Origin of the sequence: Thermosynechococcus sp. M3746_W2019_013 (assembly GCF_015296045.1) — a bacterium.
Classification (GTDB): domain Bacteria; phylum Cyanobacteriota; class Cyanobacteriia; order Thermosynechococcales; family Thermosynechococcaceae; genus Thermosynechococcus.
The window spans coordinates 45060-62544 of the sequence record NZ_DVDW01000035.1; the positions used below are offsets into that span (position 1 = coordinate 45060).

Genomic DNA, 17485 nt, shown 5'->3' on the forward strand with positions numbered 1-17485 from the left:
AGCGATCCCTAGGGGGTAGGCGTTGGTTCAGGTTCCGCTGGTGGAGGTTGAACAGGTGTGGGCGTAGGGACAACGGTAGCGTCAGGTGTTGGTGAAGGACTGGTAGGGGTAGGGGCAACGGGGGTTTCAGGGGTGGGTGTGGGAGATACCCCAGGGGTAGGGGCAGGGGTGGTGGCCTCTGGCGTGGGTGTTGCTGGGGGAGCTGATTGTGGCTCGGCGACTGGTTCAGAAGTCCCTTCAGGGGTACTGGGGGGGCTTTCCCACCAAGCGGGCGTCGTGGGTGCTGCCTGTTGACGTTGACGCACGCTGAGTTCATAGTCCCATTGCCAAATGCGATTGAGGGCTTCACGGTAGAGGGCGCGATCTCGACCAATTTGCTCAGCGGTTTGAATGGCTTCCGCCAGTTTGCCTTCCCGCGCCAAGCGAATCGCTCGATCCAAAATGGGACGATCCTGAATTTCTTCGAGTTTTGCTTGCCACTGGTCGCGATAGTTAGCTATCACGGCAGCCAGCACTGCATCGCGGGGGAAAGATCGTAAAACCCCCAGGGCAGCTTGGTACTGTTTCTGTTTTGCAAGGGCGATTGCTGCATGGAGCAGAGGCCGCTCGTCAATCGTGCCTAGATCGCGCTGCCAAAGGGCAATCAAACCTTGGGCTTGACCCCGTTCTGGCTGACCAAGGGGCACCTGCCGAGCTTGAGCAATGGCCAAGGCATACCCCCAGCGCAGACGGGTATTGGCAAGCCATGTTGCCCACTGGAGGTGCTGCTGGTTACGCAACTGTTGCTGCCATCTGTTGAGGTAGGCTTGAGCCGATTCATAGAAGGGATCCGTGATCGGAATCTGCTGCACCCGGGCGATCGCCTCCCAGTAACCGAGAACCGTTCCCTTCGCCGCAAGGGCTTTGGCTTGACCAAGGATGACGATTGGGCGATCGTGGTAGGAAACATCGAGAGCCGGGGCAATTTTTTCAATGAGGGCTAAGGCACCCTCGCGATCGCCGGCCGCTAAGCGTTCCTCAGCATAGGCAAACACTTCAGGAATCCAACGGCGAATATCCGCCTGGGCTTGGGAATAGACAACCGCCTCTGGGGGAATTTTCAGAGCCAGCATCACTGCCGCCGCCAGTTCATTGGCCGTTAACCAAGCCGCCAAATCCCGCGCCTGCACCAGTTGTACCCACGCATCCTGTTCTTGGGAGATGCGCACCGAGAGCTTTTGTGCCTGTTCGCGCCAGTAGTCAGTACCGAGCTGGTTCATGAGTTTCACTTGCAGCAAAGCCAATCCCCAATCCTGCTGGCGCAGTGCCGCCTCAGCCGTTGCCAACAAGTTTCCACCTTCTCCCCCATTGGTTGCGGTTAGTAGCTCCTGGGCTTGGGAGTAGCTCGCTGCGGTGGTGGGGATTTTTTTCAGGAGCAGCGTTGCCAGTTTGATATTCCCTTGGCTCAACTGTTGGCGGGCAATGACCAATAGGGCAGCTGACCATTCGTCCAGGCGCCGCTTAGCTTGAGGAAACAGGGGGTGATCTTCTGGCCACTGACTGACGGTTTCAATGGCTTGCGCAAGAGAGGGTAAGTTGCCGTGGAGGGCTGCTTGATCGGCGCAGTAGAGGCGATCGCCATCCCTCATGGTCAAGAATGGGTGACGACAATCGGGCAAGGGGGGTAACAGCAATAGCCAAGTGCTGGCTGCCATGAGCGTTGCCCCGGAGATAAAAAAAGGGATGAGCCAAGGCCACCCCTCATATGCCATGAGCCGTTGACGATAGACTTGCCAGCGGGCGGGCATAGATTCGGTGGCCGTTGTCCCCACAGGGGCGATCGCTAGCTCCGCTGACTTAGGAACCCGCCGGAACCACCGTTGCCAAACCTCTAGTGCTTTCATCTCCTGCTGCGGCTCCTCACCCACTGCCTGAAATTTCCCTAGGATGCCAGGGAGGTCATTAGAACTTGTTATAGCAAATCAACTTGAGAATTCCCTCCTGAAGTTGCCGTTGCCCACGGCAGGATTATAATTTAAGGATACGAATCGCAATAATCCTTAACATTCTCCTGGTTTGGCAACGCCCGTGACCGCACTCTGGCAACGCTTGATTTTAATCTCCCCCTTTTTCTTTTGGGGAACTGCCATGGTGGCCATGAAGGAGGTCATGCCCCATACCTCGCCGCTGTGGGTTGCCGGTGTGCGCCTTGTGCCGGCAGGTCTTCTAGTTTTAGCGGTGGCGATCGCCCTCGGTAAGCCCCAACCCAATCACTTGCGGGCATGGGGATGGATTAGTCTTTTTGCCCTTGTGGATGGCTTTTTATTTCAGGGGCTTCTGGCCACTGGCCTATCCAAAACGGGCGCAGGTCTTGGCTCTGTGATGATTGACTCCCAACCCCTGGCGGTGGCGCTGTTGTCCCGCTGGTTGTATCAAGAGCGAGTTGGCGGCTGGGGTTGGCTGGGGCTCTTTCTTGGCTTAGTGGGCATTAGTGGCATTGGTCTAGGTGATGATCTATTGACCCTGCTCCATCAACCCAGCGCATGGCACAGTATTTCTTGGGGACAGTGGTGGCAGCGGGGCGAACTGTGGATGCTATTGGCTGCCCTCTCGATGGCAGTGGGGACGATTCTCATGCGTCCCTTAGCACGCTATGCGGATCCAATTGTGGCTACAGGCTGGCACATGGTCTTGGGCGGGTTGCCGCTGTTGATCTGGCCGAGCTTAAATAGCCCAGCGCCTTGGGCAGCCCTACACTGGTCGGATGTCCTCAACCTTGGCTATGCGACTTTCTTTGGTAGTGCGCTGTCCTACGGTGTCTTTTTCTATTTCGCTGCCAAGGGGAATCTCACCAGTCTCAGTGCCCTAACGTTTCTCACCCCAGTATTTGCTCTCACCTTTGGGCATTGGTTCTTGGGGGAAACCCTGAGTCAAGTTCAGTTACTAGGCGTGGGTCTGACGCTCATTAGCATTTACATCATTAATCAGCGCCAAGTGCTTGGGCAGTGGTGGCAACAACTCCCCTTACCCACCCGCTTGCGGGAGTCGGCAACGTCTATCAGCGTTAAGGTGGTTGATCAGATGAAGTAGCCTGAGCATTTGAGCTACAGCATTCCCAGACCGCAGCAAGTTTATGAATGAACCCGTTTACCTGATCCAGTTATCAGATCTGCATTTATTTGCCACAGATGAAGGCAGACTCCTTGGCCTGCCTACGGCTCAATCCCTAGCGGCTGTTTTAGAGGCAACTCGTCATCATCGTCCCAATGCCCTGCTCCTGACGGGAGACTTAGCACAGGAACCCGTTACTACTACCTACGAACGTTTAGCCACTGCTTTCAGGGACTTTAGCTGTCCTGTATATTGGATTCCTGGCAACCATGATGAGCCAAGGGCAATGGTGCCGGCGCTAGAGCGTCCGCCGCTACGGGGCGATCGCCAAATCAATCTTGGGACTTGGCAAGGCCTGCTCCTCAGTTCCCAAGCCGATGGCAAAGTTCATGGTGAATTGAGTCCTGAGACCCTCAGTTGGCTAGATGCAACCTTGAGTCACACGGGCGATCGCCCCACCTTCATTGCCCTGCACCATCCCCCCTTTGAGACCGGTGCCCCTTGGCTCGATAGTAGCCGCCTACAAAACCCTGAGCACCTTTTTGCCGTGTTAGATTCCCATCCGCAGGTGAAGCTCGTTCTCTTTGGTCACATCCATCAGGAATTTATTACTGAGCGGCAAGGGGTGACGTATCTCGGCTGTCCCTCCACCTGTATCCAGTTTTTGCCCCGTGCCCCTGAATTTTCCCTTGAACCCGTTGGTCCCGGTTTTCGTCATCTATCGCTATATCCCGATGGCACTTTTAAAACCTACATTGAGCGGGTAGAGATTCCCCTCACGCTGGACTTTAGTGCCAAAGGGTACTAAAACCTAGGCGATAGCCGCATTTGTAGGCTATACCTATTGAAAAGTGCGTGTAGGTAGGAGTGGTGGGCTATGAACCTCAGTCGGAGCACCGATGAGATAAAACTGGTTCCCGAGATGACCAGTGGTCGAGTCCCCTATACCCCCCGTAACCATCGCCGCATCCTCTGCATTTTTCCCCGCTACAGCCGCTCCTTTGGTACATTTCACCACGCCTACCCCCTCATGGGCACGGTACGCGCCTTTATGCCACCCCAAGGGATTTTGCTAGTGGCCGCCTATCTTCCAGAATCGTGGGAGGTGCGCCTGATTGATGAAAATGTACACCCAGCAACCGATGCTGACTATGCTTGGGCTGATATTGTCATTACCAGTGGCATGCACATTCAGCGGCCACAAATTTTAGAAATCAACGCAATTGCCCATCGTCACGGTAAACTCACTGCCCTTGGCGGGCCCTCGGTCTCCAGTTGTCCGGAATACTATCCCGATGTGGATATTCTCCACCTGGGGGAACTGGGAGATGCCACGGACAAGATGATTGCCTACTTTGATGAATACGGTAGCCAGCGTCCACCCCAACAACTGATTTTTGAAACCACTGCTCGCCTACCCCTCAGTGAATTTCCTGTGCCGGCCTACCAGCATGTGCGCATGGAAAACTATTTCCTCGGCAGTGTTCAGTTTTCCAGTGGCTGTCCCTTTCGCTGTGAGTTTTGCGATATTCCCGAACTCTATGGCCGCAATCCGCGTTTGAAAACGCCGCAGCAGATCCTCAAGGAATTGGACACAATGCTGGCCTCAGGGAATCCGGGGGCAGTCTATTTTGTGGATGATAACTTCATTGGCAATCGCCGCGCAGTGATGGAACTGCTGCCCCACCTCATTGACTGGCAAAAAGCCAATGGCTACCCGCTGCAATTTGCCTGCGAAGCCACACTGAACATTGCCCAAAGCCCAAAACTTCTAGAGATGATGCGGGAAGCCTATTTCTGTACGATTTTCTGTGGCATTGAAACCCCAGAACCTGAAGCCCTCCACGCTATCCACAAGGATCAAAACCTGAGTATGCCAATTTTGGAGGCTGTGCAAACTTTGAATCGCTATGGCATGGAAGTTGTCTCCGGCATTATTATTGGCTTTGATACAGATACTCCCCAAACGGGCGATCGCATTCTTGAGTTTATTCGTGCCTCCCACATCCCCACATTAACGATTAACCTGCTGCACGCCCTACCCCGTACCCCCCTCTGGCGTCGCTTGGAAGCGGAAGGCCGCCTCAACCACGACGAAAACCGCGAGTCCAATGTTGAGTTCCTCATGCCCTATGAAGAAGTGGTAGAAATGTGGCGCCGCACTATCACGACTGCCTATGAACCGGAGTTTCTCTACCAGCGGTTTGCCTATCAAATGGCCCACACCTATCCCAATCGCATTGCAGTGCCCAATAGTCCAGCTCGCCTCAGCCGTAAAAATATTCTGCGGGGACTGCGGATTATGAAAAATCTCCTCTGGCACGTGGGGCTTTGGGGGAGCTACCGCAAGACGTTCTGGAAACTGGCATGGCCTGCCCTCAAAAAAGGCCAAATTGAACAATTGATCCACGTGGGTGTGGTGGGGCATCATCTGATTCACTTTGCCCAAGAATGTGCTCGCGGTGATGAAGCGGCCTCCTTCTATGCCCAACGGCTACGCCCAAAAAACACAACATCTACCTCGCTCAAACCTGCCATCAAGTTACCAGTAAAACTGCGTTAAAGCTTCTAGCGGGATTCCCTCTCCCTGGGGTGAAGCACTATTATTTACTGTGCAGCTATATGATAGAATGTCTGACCTAGATTATATTAATCTATGTCCCTAAAGTACAATACCCCCTATGGTTGACCTCCCTTCCCCTGAGTTGCTCACCCACGTTGCCGAGTATTTCAAAGTGCTGTCGGAACCGAGTCGCCTGCAAGTGCTCTGTGCTCTAAAACAAGGACGGCGCAATGTCTCGGAGATTATTCAAGAAACCGGATTGGGGCAGGCCAATGTCTCAAAGCACTTGAAAACCCTTGCCCAGGCTGGTCTGGTGCGCCGACAGCCCCAAGGAGTTACTGTCTATTACGAAATTGCTGACCCGACAATTTTTCCTCTGTGTGATTTGGTCTGTCAGCGGCTGAGGCGGCGCATTGAGGAGCAATCCCAAGTCGTCAAGGAATTGATGAATAACTTCTCCTAGGCGCCATGCCGCAATATGCGAGAATAGTTGCGTAGGTTTTGATGAGTATGCCCTCTGGGGCTCAGCCCTAGCATTCAACAATGACGAAATATGTTTTTGTGACCGGCGGTGTTGTCTCCAGCATTGGTAAAGGAATTGTTGCCGCCAGTCTGGGACGGCTGCTGAAATCGCGGCAGTATTCTGTGTCCATTCTCAAGCTTGATCCCTACATCAATGTCGATCCGGGCACGATGAGTCCCTTCCAGCACGGGGAAGTGTTTGTGACCGACGATGGGGCGGAAACGGATTTGGACTTAGGGCACTACGAGCGCTTTACCGATACACCCATGTCCCGCCTCAATAGCGTCACGACGGGATCCATTTACCAAGCAGTCATTAACAAAGAGCGACGCGGTGACTATATGGGGGGAACGGTGCAGGTCATCCCCCACATTACGAATGAGATTAAAGAACGTATTTTACGGGTGGCGAAGGACAAAAATCCCGATGTGGTGATTATTGAAATTGGGGGAACCGTTGGCGATATTGAGTCGCTGCCCTTTCTGGAGGCCATCCGCCAGTTTCGCACGGAGGTGGGGCGGCACCATGTGCTGTTTATGCACGTGACTTTGGTGCCTTGGATTCCCTCGGCAGGGGAAATGAAAACAAAACCCACCCAGCACTCGGTGAAGGAGTTGCGCTCCATTGGTATTCAGCCGGATATTCTCATCTGCCGTTGCGATCGCCCCCTTGTACCGGGCATTAAGGAAAAGCTCTCCCAATTCTGTGATGTCCCTGTGGAATGCGTCATTCCCTCGCCGGATGCAAAAAGCATCTATGAAGTGCCCCTGCTGCTGGAGCGCGAGGGCCTTGCCACCCAAGTTCTCAACCTGTTGAACCTGGAACAACGGCAGCCAGATCTCAGTCAGTGGCAAGCCCTTGTGGAGCGACTTTACCGTTCCCACAGCCCCCTGGAGGTGGCAATCGTGGGTAAATACGTACGCCTTAGTGATGCCTATCTTTCGGTGGTAGAAGCCCTGCGGCACTCAGCGATCGCCTTAGACCACGAACTGCGCATCCGCTGGGTCAACTCCGAAGAAATCGTTGAAAATGGCGTGGAAAATGCCCTTAGCAATGTCACAGCCATTGTTGTGCCGGGGGGCTTTGGCATTCGGGGGGTCGAAGGCAAAATTGCTGCCATTCAGTATGCCCGGGAGCAGGGAATTCCCTTTTTGGGACTGTGCCTGGGGATGCAGTGCGCGGTGATTGAGTGGGCACGCCATATTGCGGGTTTAGAAAATGCCAACAGTGCTGAGTTCGATGCCAATACTCCCCACCCGGTGATTCACCTATTACCCGAACAGCAGGATATTGTCGATTTGGGGGGAACGATGCGCCTGGGTTTGTATGCCTGCCGCCTAGCCCCCAATTCATTGGCGGAAAAGCTCTACGGTGAAACAGTCATCTACGAGCGACACCGCCATCGCTACGAGTTTAATAATGCCTATCGCAGCCTCTTTTTGGAAACGGGCTATCAAGTTACGGGTACCTCTCCCGATGGCCGCTTAGTAGAGATTATTGAGTATCCAGCTCACCCCTTTTTTATTGCAGTGCAGTTTCATCCTGAGTTTCGCTCCCGTCCCAATGCGCCCCATCCTCTCTTTTATGGCTTGCTGGCGGCAGCAGCTAAGAATTCCAATCGTGATAATCCGCAGGTTGTCCCAAGCCTCTAGACGTTGCCAGCACTGAGTACGGATGATCGCAACAGATAGAATCCAGGCAGGAAGAGTGACCTGGCCACCACACCGATGGCCTTGACTGCAGTTGTTCACGGCGGGTAGGCTACCTCAAGCTGATGCTCCTGTAGTTGTCAAAGCGGCTGGCGGGATGATTCCTGCAGTACCAGGGGGTGTCTTGACGGCCAATCACTGCTTGAGTCCTCCTTGGCAATAGGTGTCCAGCTAGCAAGTGATGGTGGACTCGTTGCGATAGAGGGGGACGGCTGTAGACAAGTGCTTGCTGGAGCCAGTAGAGCATCGGCAGGGGCTCCTGCGGTCAGACATCGGTTTTGTGCTGTACAGCCGTTTTCACAAGGATGACGGGCACAACAGTAGTTTGGCTATGCTACACGGTTACGTTGCGTCAAGATATTGACCTAACAAGATATTGACCTAAATAAATAGAAAGCGGTAAATAGTGTTGCAGTTCTTTAGAGCTTTCTGTGATTGTGAGAGGGAGTCGGCAAGCCATGAAGGTCGCCTGCTGAGATGACTTCAGTTTTAGGATAGGCAATCCCCTCGTTTAAGATCTAATTTATTGCCTATTGCTTAATCTATTGCTTAATGTAAGAGATGGTATCGGAAATCATATTGCATAGAAAAGTGATAGAAAAGTATAAAGTATTCTACTTTGCCTCTAATCTAAAGAACCGACTGGCTCTATCGAGATGCTGATTCGCCTCAAAATGATGTTTCCTGTCTCACTGGTGGTGACAATTTGGCGATCGCGCCCAAACAAGGCACAGCCTACTTGCAATGACCGTCCGAGGGGAGCGGCACAATGGGCATGGATATAGGCAGTGGTACGTTGATCAATGCGGTGGGCAATGTGGCTCAGAATCTCAGGCAAGAGTTGGGGAGACATTCTTTCTAAAAGTTTGAGGGCAGCCTCAACCGTTGGCGCTTGCCACACCTGATGCAGAATCTTTGGGTCTAGGCCTGCAAGGGCACAAAAGGCCGTGAGAATTTCTTGGCGAGCATCTGCAAGGTGGTGGTGGGTATGGAAAATGCCCGCCGCAAGTTTAATTAATTTGCCGTGGTAACCCAAAAGCAGCACCTGTTGAACCTTGTACTGCGCTGCTGCCACCAGCATTGGACCAAGCCAATTGGCAGTTTTCACGCAAAGGGAGGGGGGAATCCGGAGGTGTTGCGCCACCTGCAGGCCATTCTCCCCAATGCAAAAGACAAGGGTTGGCGATTGGGCGGCTTTCTGGGCTAAGTCCTCGCGATAGCGATCCAGTTGCTCCGGGGCTGTGAGGGGTTGCGCCAAGGCAGTTGTCCCCAGTAGGGAAAGGCCCTCAACAATCCCAAAAGCGGCATTCGAGGTGCGCTCTGCCAAGTCTCGCCCTTGGGGCAAAAGAAGAGTAACGGCGATCGCCCGCTCTTTCGGGCAGTAGAGCAATAGATTGGTGGTCAACAACAAACGGGCATAACGATAGATAGCTGCCTCGCCCGTGGCGCGATCGCGCCCAACCCCAAAGCCCCCCTCAATGTGAATTTTGGGAGAAGTTGCAGGGTCTTGCCAGCGCACCCAAGCCCAGATAGGGGTATGGCGGGTAAGATCAAGGGCGTCACTGGGTTCACTGTAGGTAATGGCCAAGGCCTGCTGGTCATCTAAGGGTGCCCCTTGGGCAATGGGTAGCGTTTCACAGCGATTGGGGCGCAGCAGGGCAAGGGTGACTTCCTGAGGGCAGGTGCCTTCCGTGAGGCAACGCAATGCAGCAACAGCCGCAGCCGCTGCAAAAACCGGTAGCGTATAACCCATTGGTGCTAAGTAGTTAGTGCTGAGTAGTTAACTGAGCCAAGCTACTGCGCGCCGCTTCGGCAACCGCTGCCGCAGAATCGGTGGCCAATTGTTCAAGAAGGGGGCGAACCTCTAGGGTGCCAATTTGGCCAAGGGCGATCGCCAGCCGATGGCGGACTTGCCAATCAGGATAGGCCACAAACGGCCGCAAGTGCTCAATGCTTTCTGGTTGTTTGAGTTCACCCAACGAACCAATCGCTGCCAATTTCACCAACTCTTGGGGACTATTGAGGGCTTCCGTGAGCAGGCCAACAGCAGCGGGGTTTCCGAGGGCACCCAGGGCGGCAATGATACTAAACTGCAACAGCCAATCGTTAGTACTGTGGTAGGCGGTTTCTAAATCTTCGAGGGCAAAGGGAACTTGCAAAGCAGCCATGGCATCCGCTGCGGCAGCACGGACATCGGTTTCGCTGTCGTGGAGCAGGCGATCGCGCAACAGGTCATGGGCTTGATTGAGGTTGATGTGCCCAAGGCTAGCAATCTGACTGACTGCCGCGTAGCGGACACGGGCATTGTCATCCTTACTCAGGGGTTGAATGAGTGCAAAGGCGTCCTTGGGATCAAGGCTGCGCAGTTGATTGATGCCCCGCAGGCGATCGCCCACATCCGCTGAGGTAATGAGTTCGTGAATTGCCCCTGTGTCCACGCCGAGATTCTCCACCCAATTCCTTATTATCCTACTCGCTTAGCCGCAGAAAAGGGCAGAGCGATCGCGGCTTCGATTCCCTGCCCTCAACTGAGGAGTTGCTACTGGGTTGTGCGTTCTAGGCTTCCTTTTCAGCCTCCGCAATTTGCAACATGGTCTTCAGGACGGAATCAGGGTTGAGGCTAATGGAGTCAATCCCTTGCGCCACCAAGAATCGAGCGAACTCAGGATAGTCACTGGGGGCTTGACCACAGATGCCAATTTTGCGTCCCTTGGCCTTCGCGGTTTGAATGGCTTGCGCCACCATGCGTTTGACCGCCTCATTGCGTTCATCAAACAAGTGCGCCACCAAGGCCGAATCGCGATCCAAGCCAAGGGTGAGTTGAGTGAGGTCATTTGAGCCAATGGAGAAGCCATCAAAGACCTCAGCAAAGGCATCCGCCAACACCACGTTACTGGGGAGTTCACACATCACATAGACTTGCAGACCATTTTCCCCCTGCTTCAGCCCCTGTTTAGCCATCTCTGCCAGCACCCGCCGCCCTTCATCTGGGGTGCGACAGAAGGGAATCATCAGGATGACGTTCGTCAGACCCATTTCATCGCGGACTTTCTTCATGGCGCGGCATTCCAGGGCAAAGCCTTCGGCATAGTTGGGGTCGTAGTAACGGGAAGCCCCCCGCCAACCAATCATCGGGTTTTCTTCATGGGGTTCAAACTGGCGACCACCCAAGAGGTTGGCATACTCATTACTCTTGAAGTCGGACATGCGCACCACGACGGGCTTGGGATAAAAGGCGGCGGCGATCGCCCCAATGCCCTGGGCTAACTTATCAACGAAGTATTCCGCCTTATCGCTGTAGTTTTGGGTTAGCTCAGCAATTTGCCGCTTTGCTGCCTCATCCTTCAGTTCATCGTAGTGCAGCAGCGCCAAAGGATGAGCCTGAATGTGGTTGGCAATAATAAACTCCATGCGTGCCAGGCCAACGCCATCATTGGGAATCGCCGCCAAACTAAAGGCCTCCTCAGGGTTGCCCACGTTCATCAGGATTTGGGTGCGGGTACGCGGCAGATTTTCGAGAGCCACTTCCTGCACGTGGAAGGGCAGCAGTCCCTGATAGACATGCCCCTCTTCCCCTTCTGCACAGGAGACCGTCACTGCTGCACCATTGGGGACTGTTTCTGTGGCATCACCACAACCAACAATGGCAGGAATCCCCAGCTCGCGGGCAATGATTGCCGCATGGCAAGTGCGTCCCCCCTGATCAGTGACAATGGCACTGGCTTTTTTCATAATTGGCTCCCAGTCGGGATCTGTGCGGTGGGTCACCAGCACTTCCCCCGCCTGGAACTGATCGATATTCCTGACGTTCAAAATGACACGGGCCCGGCCTTGGCCAATCATTTCACCGATCGCCCGCCCTGTAGCGAGGAGCGTCCCTTTTTCTTCGAGATGATAGGTGCGCAGGATATTCCTGGCTTTTTGGGATTGGACGGTTTCGGGGCGGGCTTGGACAATAAAGAGTTCACCCGTAATGCCATCTTTTGCCCACTCAATGTCCATGGGTGTATAAGTACCCCGCAGGGCAGAGTAGTGCTCCTCAATGAGGCAGGCCCAGCGACCTAGGGTGAGGATTTCCTCATCGGTCAGGGCAAATTGTTTCCGCAGCGTCTCAGGTACCGGTTCATTGCGGGTCAGCTTCGTTCCACCGAGGTCATAGACCATGCGAATTTCTTTGGTGCCGAGGGCTTTTTTCAAGATGGGTTTATAGCCCGCCTTCAAAGTTGGCTTGAAAACTAAGTATTCATCGGGGTTGACGGCACCCTGAACAACATTTTCACCCAGGCCATAGGCGGCAGTAATGAGAGCCGTGTCCTTAAAGCCCGTTTCTGTATCAATCGAGAACATCACGCCAGAGCAGGCCAAGTCGGAGCGCACCATTTTTTGCACTCCCACTGACAACGCCACATTGAAGTGGTCAAAGCCCTTGATCTGGCGGTAGGAGATTGCCCGATCCGTAAAGAGCGACGCAAAGCAGCGATGACAGGCATCGAGAACCCCCTTGAGGCCATGGACATTGAGGTAGGTTTCCTGCTGACCTGCAAAGCTAGCATCGGGCAAATCTTCAGCGGTAGCACTGGAGCGAACCGCCACATCCGTATTCGGACCATAGCGATCGCACATTTTTTGGTAGGCGGCAGCAATCGCATCCGTCAATTCTGGGGGAAACGGAGTATGCAAAATCAGTGAGCGAATCGCCTGACCCACGCGGTGGAGTTCTGTGATATCTTCGACATCCAGGCCTTCAAGGAGCCGCCGCAGTTGTGTCTCAAGATTCCCCGCTTGAATAAAGTAACGATAGGCATAGGCGGTTGTGGCAAAACCATCGGGGACATTAATACCTTTGGGAGTGAGTTGTTGGAGCATTTCCCCCAAGGAAGAGTTTTTGCCCCCCACCAGTGGTAAGTCTTTGCAGCTCAAGGAGTTCAGTTCTAAAACAAATGCTGTTTCCCGATTTGTTATTTCACGGGTTGGTCTAGGAATGGATTGAGTCATTGTTATGCTCCTAAACATTCAGTTTTATTGACTTTGCCGTTTGCTGTCCCTGTGGGGATGCAACAGCAGTGTTTGAGCCATGAACATCTTGCGGTTTTTGGCTCCCTTTGTTATCACGAATCTGTCAGTTACCTAGCGGCACGCAATTCCCAAGTCTTAATCAGCCGTTGGCAAAGAGAGGCTGCTCAGACACTGAGTAAAGTACGCACTACATGGCTAACAGCGACTTGGTAGAGAACATTTGCAGAGGTTGCCATCTGCACGGTAGCTAAATCACTCTTGCCCTATACCTCTATTCTGAAACAGAAAAATTGGCTTTGTCTGTGGCTTAACAATCCCTTAAATTCGTCAGGAGTCCAAATCGCGATGGCTAAAGGGCTTGGCATTGGCACCGCTATAGGTTGCCACAATGTGGCCATTCCCCACTAGTTGATATTTGTAGGTCACTAATCCCTCTAGCCCCACAGGTCCTCGCGGCGGTAATTTGTGGGTACTGATACCAACTTCGGCACCAAAGCCGTAGCGGAAGCCATCGGCAAAGCGGGTGGAACAATTGTGAAAGACACCAGCAGCATCCACTTCTTGGAGAAAACGAGCGGCGGTGGCGGCATCCTCAGTCACAATGGCTTCCGTGTGACCGGAGCCGTAGGTGGCAATGTGATCCAGGGCGGCATCGAGATCGGGCACGACTTTGATGGCGAGGATCAAATCGCAGTATTCTGTGGCCCAGTCGGCTTCAGTGGCAGGGGTCATGGGTACGAGGTCGCAGGCGATCGCATCTCCCCGGAGCTCAACGCCTGCCTCTTGCAAGGCAGCGGCCACTTTGGGTAAAAACGCCTCGGCAATGTCGCAGTGAACAAGGAGGGTCTCAATAGCGTTACAGGCGGCAGGATACTGGGTTTTGGCGTCGAGGGTAATGGCGATCGCCTTCTCAAGATCCGCTGCCCGATCCACATAGAGATGACAAAGACCATCGGCGTGACCCAGCACCGGAATCCGCGTGTTGTTCTGGATATAACGCACAAATTCATTGGAACCTCGCGGAATGATTAGATCAACCCACTGATCCAGTTGCAGTAGTTCGCTGATCTCCGATCGCTGGGTGAGGAGGGCGATCGCCCCCGCGGGCACTGCCGACTTCTCTAGCCCCCTATGAATAATCTGCATAATCGTTTGGCAAGAGCGACTGGCCTCCTGTCCTCCCTTGAGAATGGCGCCATTCCCCGATTTAATCGCCAAGGAAGCGATCTGCACTACTGCATCAGGACGCGCCTCAAAAATCACCCCTAGCACCCCAAGGGGACAGGTGACGCGACTGAGAATTAGCCCCCTATCCAATTCTCGATAGAGTTGACGCTGGCCAAGGGGATCCGGGAGGGCAGCAACTTGACGTACGCTCGCGATCGCCGCCGCTAGTTTACTGGGACTCAGTTCCAAGCGAGCATAGAGAGAAGAATTGAGCTGATTGGCCTTGGCCTGCTCACAATCGGCAGCATTGGCCGCCAGAATCTCCTCCCGCGCCTCCTCAAGGGCACAGGCCACCTGTTCTAGGGCCCCATTGCGGGCAGCGGCATCCAGCGTGGCCAACTGGCGCGCCTGCTCATGAACTTCTTTGACCCGTTGCAGGAGCGGAGAATCGGTCATAGGGGTTCTCAATTCCAAAGACACATCAAAAAACACATCAGCAGAGATACTTAAGGGCGATCGTACGCCAAATTGTCCCGCACTTGTGGTAGGTTAACGGCAATTGCGTTGCCCTAGAATTGGCCAAAAAACAGGTTTAGGAGGATCATGCGAATTCTATTTGTTGCTGCTGAGGCGGCACCACTGGCGAAAGTGGGGGGCATGGGGGATGTGGTTGGCGCTCTGCCCAAGGTGTTACGCCGCATGGGACATGATGTGCGCATTTTTATGCCCTACTATGGCTTCTTGCCCGATAAGGTAGAAATTCCCAAGGAGCCCATCTGGATTGGCCATGCCATGTTCCAGACGTTCCATGTCTATGAAACCGTGTTGCCGGGGTCGGAGGTGCCCCTTTACCTTTTTGGCCATCCCTGCTTTAATCCCCGCCGCATCTACTATGGGGAAGATGAGGACTGGCGGTTCACCTTCTTTGCCAATGGGGCAGCAGAATTTGCTTGGAACTACTGGAAGCCCCAGATTATCCATTGCCACGATTGGCACACGGGCATGATCCCCGTCTGGATGCATCAGGATCCCGACATTACCACGGTGTTTACAATCCATAACTTGGCCTATCAAGGACCTTGGCGGTGGCGGCTAGAGCAAATTACTTGGTGTCCGTGGTACATGCAGGGGCACAATACAATGGCAGCAGCAGTGCAGTATGCCGATCGTGTCAATACCGTTTCGCCCACCTACGCCGAGCAAATTAAAACCCCCGAATATGGCGAAAAATTGGAGGGGTTGCTATCGTTTATTAGCGGCAAGCTCTCTGGCATTCTCAATGGTATTGATACTGAGCTTTTTGATCCCAGTACCGATCGCGCCCTTGCTCAAAACTACACCGCAGACACCCTAGAGCGGCGTAAGGCTAACAAAATTGCCCTCCAAGAGGAACTGGGACTAGAGGTGAACTCCGGTGCTTTTTTGGTGGGGATGGTCAGCCGCCTAGTGGAGCAAAAGGGGCTGGATCTATTGATTCAAATTTTAGATCGCTTTCTTGCCTATACCGATAGCCAGTTTGTCCTTTTAGGGACGGGCGATCGCTACTACGAAACCCAGATGTGGCAAATTGCCTCCCGGTTTCCGGGGCGCTGTAGTGTGCAGTTGCTCTACAGTGATGTCCTGTCGCGGCGCATCTATGGCGGTGCCGACGCCTTCATTATGCCGAGTCGCTTTGAACCCTGTGGCATTTCCCAGATGATTGCGTTGCGCTATGGCTGCGTGCCGATTGTTCGCCGCACCGGTGGCCTTGTGGATACCGTTTCCCACCACAACCCTGAGCAGCAAACCGGAACGGGCTACTGCTTTGACCGCTATGAGCCCCTTGACTTTTACACCTGTCTAGTGCGGGCATGGGAAGGGTATCGCTACAAACGGGAGTGGCACGCCCTCCAGCAGCGGGGTATGCGCGAGGACTTTAGCTGGAGAAAATCGGCACTCGCCTACAATGCTCTCTATAATTCCATTTATGGATTGCCCCCGGAGACCATGCCCAATCCTAGTCCAACGCTGGTACCGGCAATGACCTAGTCATTGATATCGTGGCCATATCGTGGCTATGTAATGTGTGGTTATTATTGCCTACGAATACATTGACCCCCTCTGGCAGCCCCTACCCGATCCCCAAGCGTGGGGACAGGAGATTGACCACTGGGTACTGGATGTGGAGGCCGCCCGGCCGCAGTTGCGGTACTGGCTGCAGCGGCTAGTGCCTGGGTATTGGCTCTTGCAGCAATTAAGTGCCCTTGGCCAAACGGTGATGGAAGTGAGCGATCGCCTGCGGCAACTGGAGACAGCGGGGATGACCGTGATTGCCCTCGCTGAAGGCTACGTGAGCAATCGCCCCCCCGCTGGAGATCAATTCTTGTCCCTCTGGGATCAGGTTAAGCAGCAACTCCACCAGCAAACCCGCTGCCACAACCACGCTCGTAATCGTCTCAAGCACCGTCCCCCGCCGGGTCGTGCCCCCTATGGCTATCGCCGAGGCAAAGAGCACTATGTGATTGATCGAGCGGCAGCTGGTGTCGTCAAGGATTTTGTTGAGCATTTTCTCCTCTATGGCTCCCTCAGTGCGGCGGTGCGCTTTATTGCCCACACTCACCACAAGCGGATTAGCGTAGCCACAGGTCGGCGCTGGCTAACCCACCCCGTCTATCGCGGCCACCTTTACTACCAAGGAAAAACCGTGATTCCCCAGACCCATGCCCCCCTGATTGGGCCCGATGAAGCGGCTCAGGTGGATCGGCTGTTGCGGCGCCAACGCTCTCTACCCCGTCGCAGTGCCAGTGCTCCCCATCCTCTGGCGGGATTGGTGATTTGCCGCGAATGTCAGCAACGCTTTGGCCGGACTCAGGTGCAGCCCTATCGCCAACCCAGCCAATATGCCTATTTGCGTCCCCTCCACTGTCCGCTTTCCCCGAAGTGTCGCAGCATTCCCTACAACGCTGCCCTGGCTGCTGTGATTGATCAAATTGCCGAACGCCTGCCGCCGGCGATCGCTGAACTTTGCCTACCATCGTCACCCCTCACCACCGAAATTGCAGCCATTGACAGGCAGCTGCAACAACTCACGGAACTAGAAGGCCAAGGTCTCTTGGATGCGGAAACGGCTCAACTGCGCCGTTATAAACTGGCTGGGGAGCGGGCACGCATTGAGGCACAGCAGGCACAACTGCCCCCTAGCAATCTCTTGCAACTGGCGGTGACCCTGGGTCAGCCTCAATTTTGGTACCAACTCTCAGCCGCAGAGCAACGCTTTTATCTACGGGAGTTTTTACAGGCCATACAGGTCAGCAGCCGCCCCCCACAGCCTTGGTCTGTCCATTTACAATTTATTTGGGAACCCACTATTGGCAGTGGGCCTTAACCACTTCCAGTGCCCCCCTTAGCTGGAGAGCTGAAAGGGGAAGGGTATATAGA

The 17485-nt window shown here is 54.2% G+C and carries 12 protein-coding genes; 7 read left to right on the forward strand and 5 right to left on the reverse strand.

Going from position 1 to position 17485, the window contains the following annotated elements:
- Positions 1–8: 8 nt before the first annotated feature.
- Positions 9–1883: a hypothetical protein gene (locus IGQ16_RS07075; protein ID WP_297060752.1), complete on the reverse strand. Its 1875-nt coding sequence runs from the start codon at positions 1881–1883 to the stop codon at positions 9–11.
- 184 nt (positions 1884–2067) lie between these two features.
- On the opposite strand from IGQ16_RS07075, the gene IGQ16_RS07080 reads away from it, so the two are divergent.
- From IGQ16_RS07080 to IGQ16_RS07100, 5 genes are all read left to right on the forward strand, one after another.
- Positions 2068–3069 carry a DMT family transporter gene (locus IGQ16_RS07080; protein WP_297040938.1) on the forward strand — a complete coding sequence of 334 codons (1002 nt, stop codon included), beginning with the start codon at positions 2068–2070 and terminating at the stop codon, positions 3067–3069.
- 43 nt (positions 3070–3112) lie between these two features.
- Positions 3113–3898, forward strand: coding sequence for a 3',5'-cyclic-AMP phosphodiesterase (gene cpdA / locus IGQ16_RS07085; protein ID WP_024125696.1), 786 nt, complete (start codon positions 3113–3115; stop codon positions 3896–3898).
- 114 nt (positions 3899–4012) lie between these two features.
- Entirely contained in the window at positions 4013–5653 is a 1641-nt protein-coding gene (locus tag IGQ16_RS07090) for a B12-binding domain-containing radical SAM protein (RefSeq protein WP_225871811.1), read from the forward strand.
- 118 nt (positions 5654–5771) lie between these two features.
- A complete protein-coding gene (locus IGQ16_RS07095; protein WP_024125694.1) occupies positions 5772–6116 on the forward strand; it encodes a helix-turn-helix transcriptional regulator in 345 nt (114 codons plus the stop codon).
- A gap of 80 nt (positions 6117–6196) precedes the next feature.
- Positions 6197–7828: a CTP synthase gene (locus tag IGQ16_RS07100; RefSeq protein WP_024125693.1), complete on the forward strand. Its 1632-nt coding sequence runs from the start codon at positions 6197–6199 to the stop codon at positions 7826–7828.
- A gap of 682 nt (positions 7829–8510) precedes the next feature.
- Here IGQ16_RS07100 and cbiD read toward each other — a convergent pair.
- The 4 genes from cbiD to IGQ16_RS07120 form a co-directional block, all read right to left on the reverse strand.
- Complete coding sequence (gene cbiD, locus IGQ16_RS07105) at positions 8511–9638, reverse strand: cobalt-precorrin-5B (C(1))-methyltransferase CbiD (protein ID WP_024125692.1); 1128 nt, start codon at positions 9636–9638, stop codon at positions 8511–8513.
- 13 nt (positions 9639–9651) lie between these two features.
- Positions 9652–10338 carry a HEAT repeat domain-containing protein gene (locus tag IGQ16_RS07110; RefSeq protein ID WP_024125691.1) on the reverse strand — a complete coding sequence of 229 codons (687 nt, stop codon included), beginning with the start codon at positions 10336–10338 and terminating at the stop codon, positions 9652–9654.
- 103 nt (positions 10339–10441) lie between these two features.
- Positions 10442–12880: a phosphoenolpyruvate synthase gene (gene ppsA, locus IGQ16_RS07115; protein WP_297060754.1), complete on the reverse strand. Its 2439-nt coding sequence runs from the start codon at positions 12878–12880 to the stop codon at positions 10442–10444.
- 348 nt (positions 12881–13228) lie between these two features.
- Positions 13229–14524: a glutamate-5-semialdehyde dehydrogenase gene (locus tag IGQ16_RS07120; RefSeq protein ID WP_297060755.1), complete on the reverse strand. Its 1296-nt coding sequence runs from the start codon at positions 14522–14524 to the stop codon at positions 13229–13231.
- A gap of 147 nt (positions 14525–14671) precedes the next feature.
- On the opposite strand from IGQ16_RS07120, the gene glgA reads away from it, so the two are divergent.
- Both glgA and IGQ16_RS07130 read left to right on the forward strand, forming a co-directional pair.
- Complete coding sequence (glgA, locus tag IGQ16_RS07125; RefSeq protein ID WP_024125688.1) at positions 14672–16096, forward strand: glycogen synthase GlgA; 1425 nt, start codon at positions 14672–14674, stop codon at positions 16094–16096.
- A gap of 37 nt (positions 16097–16133) precedes the next feature.
- A complete protein-coding gene (locus tag IGQ16_RS07130) occupies positions 16134–17432 on the forward strand; it encodes a recombinase family protein (RefSeq protein WP_297060758.1) in 1299 nt (432 codons plus the stop codon).
- The last annotated feature ends 53 nt before the right edge of the window (positions 17433–17485 follow it).

Excerpts from the sequence above, each read along its gene's own strand:
- IGQ16_RS07075 (WP_297060752.1), bottom strand. The coding sequence starts at position 1,883 with ATGAAAGCACTAGAGGTTTGGCAACGGTGGTTCCGGCGGGTTCCTAAG.
- cpdA (WP_024125696.1), top strand. The coding sequence starts at position 3,113 with ATGAATGAACCCGTTTACCTGATCCAGTTATCAGATCTGCATTTATTT.
- IGQ16_RS07090 (WP_225871811.1), top strand. The coding sequence starts at position 4,013 with ATGACCAGTGGTCGAGTCCCCTATACCCCCCGTAACCATCGCCGCATC.
- IGQ16_RS07095 (WP_024125694.1), top strand. The coding sequence starts at position 5,772 with ATGGTTGACCTCCCTTCCCCTGAGTTGCTCACCCACGTTGCCGAGTAT.
- IGQ16_RS07100 (WP_024125693.1), top strand. The coding sequence starts at position 6,197 with ATGACGAAATATGTTTTTGTGACCGGCGGTGTTGTCTCCAGCATTGGT.
- cbiD (WP_024125692.1), bottom strand. The coding sequence starts at position 9,638 with ATGGGTTATACGCTACCGGTTTTTGCAGCGGCTGCGGCTGTTGCTGCA.
- ppsA (WP_297060754.1), bottom strand. The coding sequence starts at position 12,880 with ATGACTCAATCCATTCCTAGACCAACCCGTGAAATAACAAATCGGGAA.
- IGQ16_RS07120 (WP_297060755.1), bottom strand. The coding sequence starts at position 14,524 with ATGACCGATTCTCCGCTCCTGCAACGGGTCAAAGAAGTTCATGAGCAG.
- glgA (WP_024125688.1), top strand. The coding sequence starts at position 14,672 with ATGCGAATTCTATTTGTTGCTGCTGAGGCGGCACCACTGGCGAAAGTG.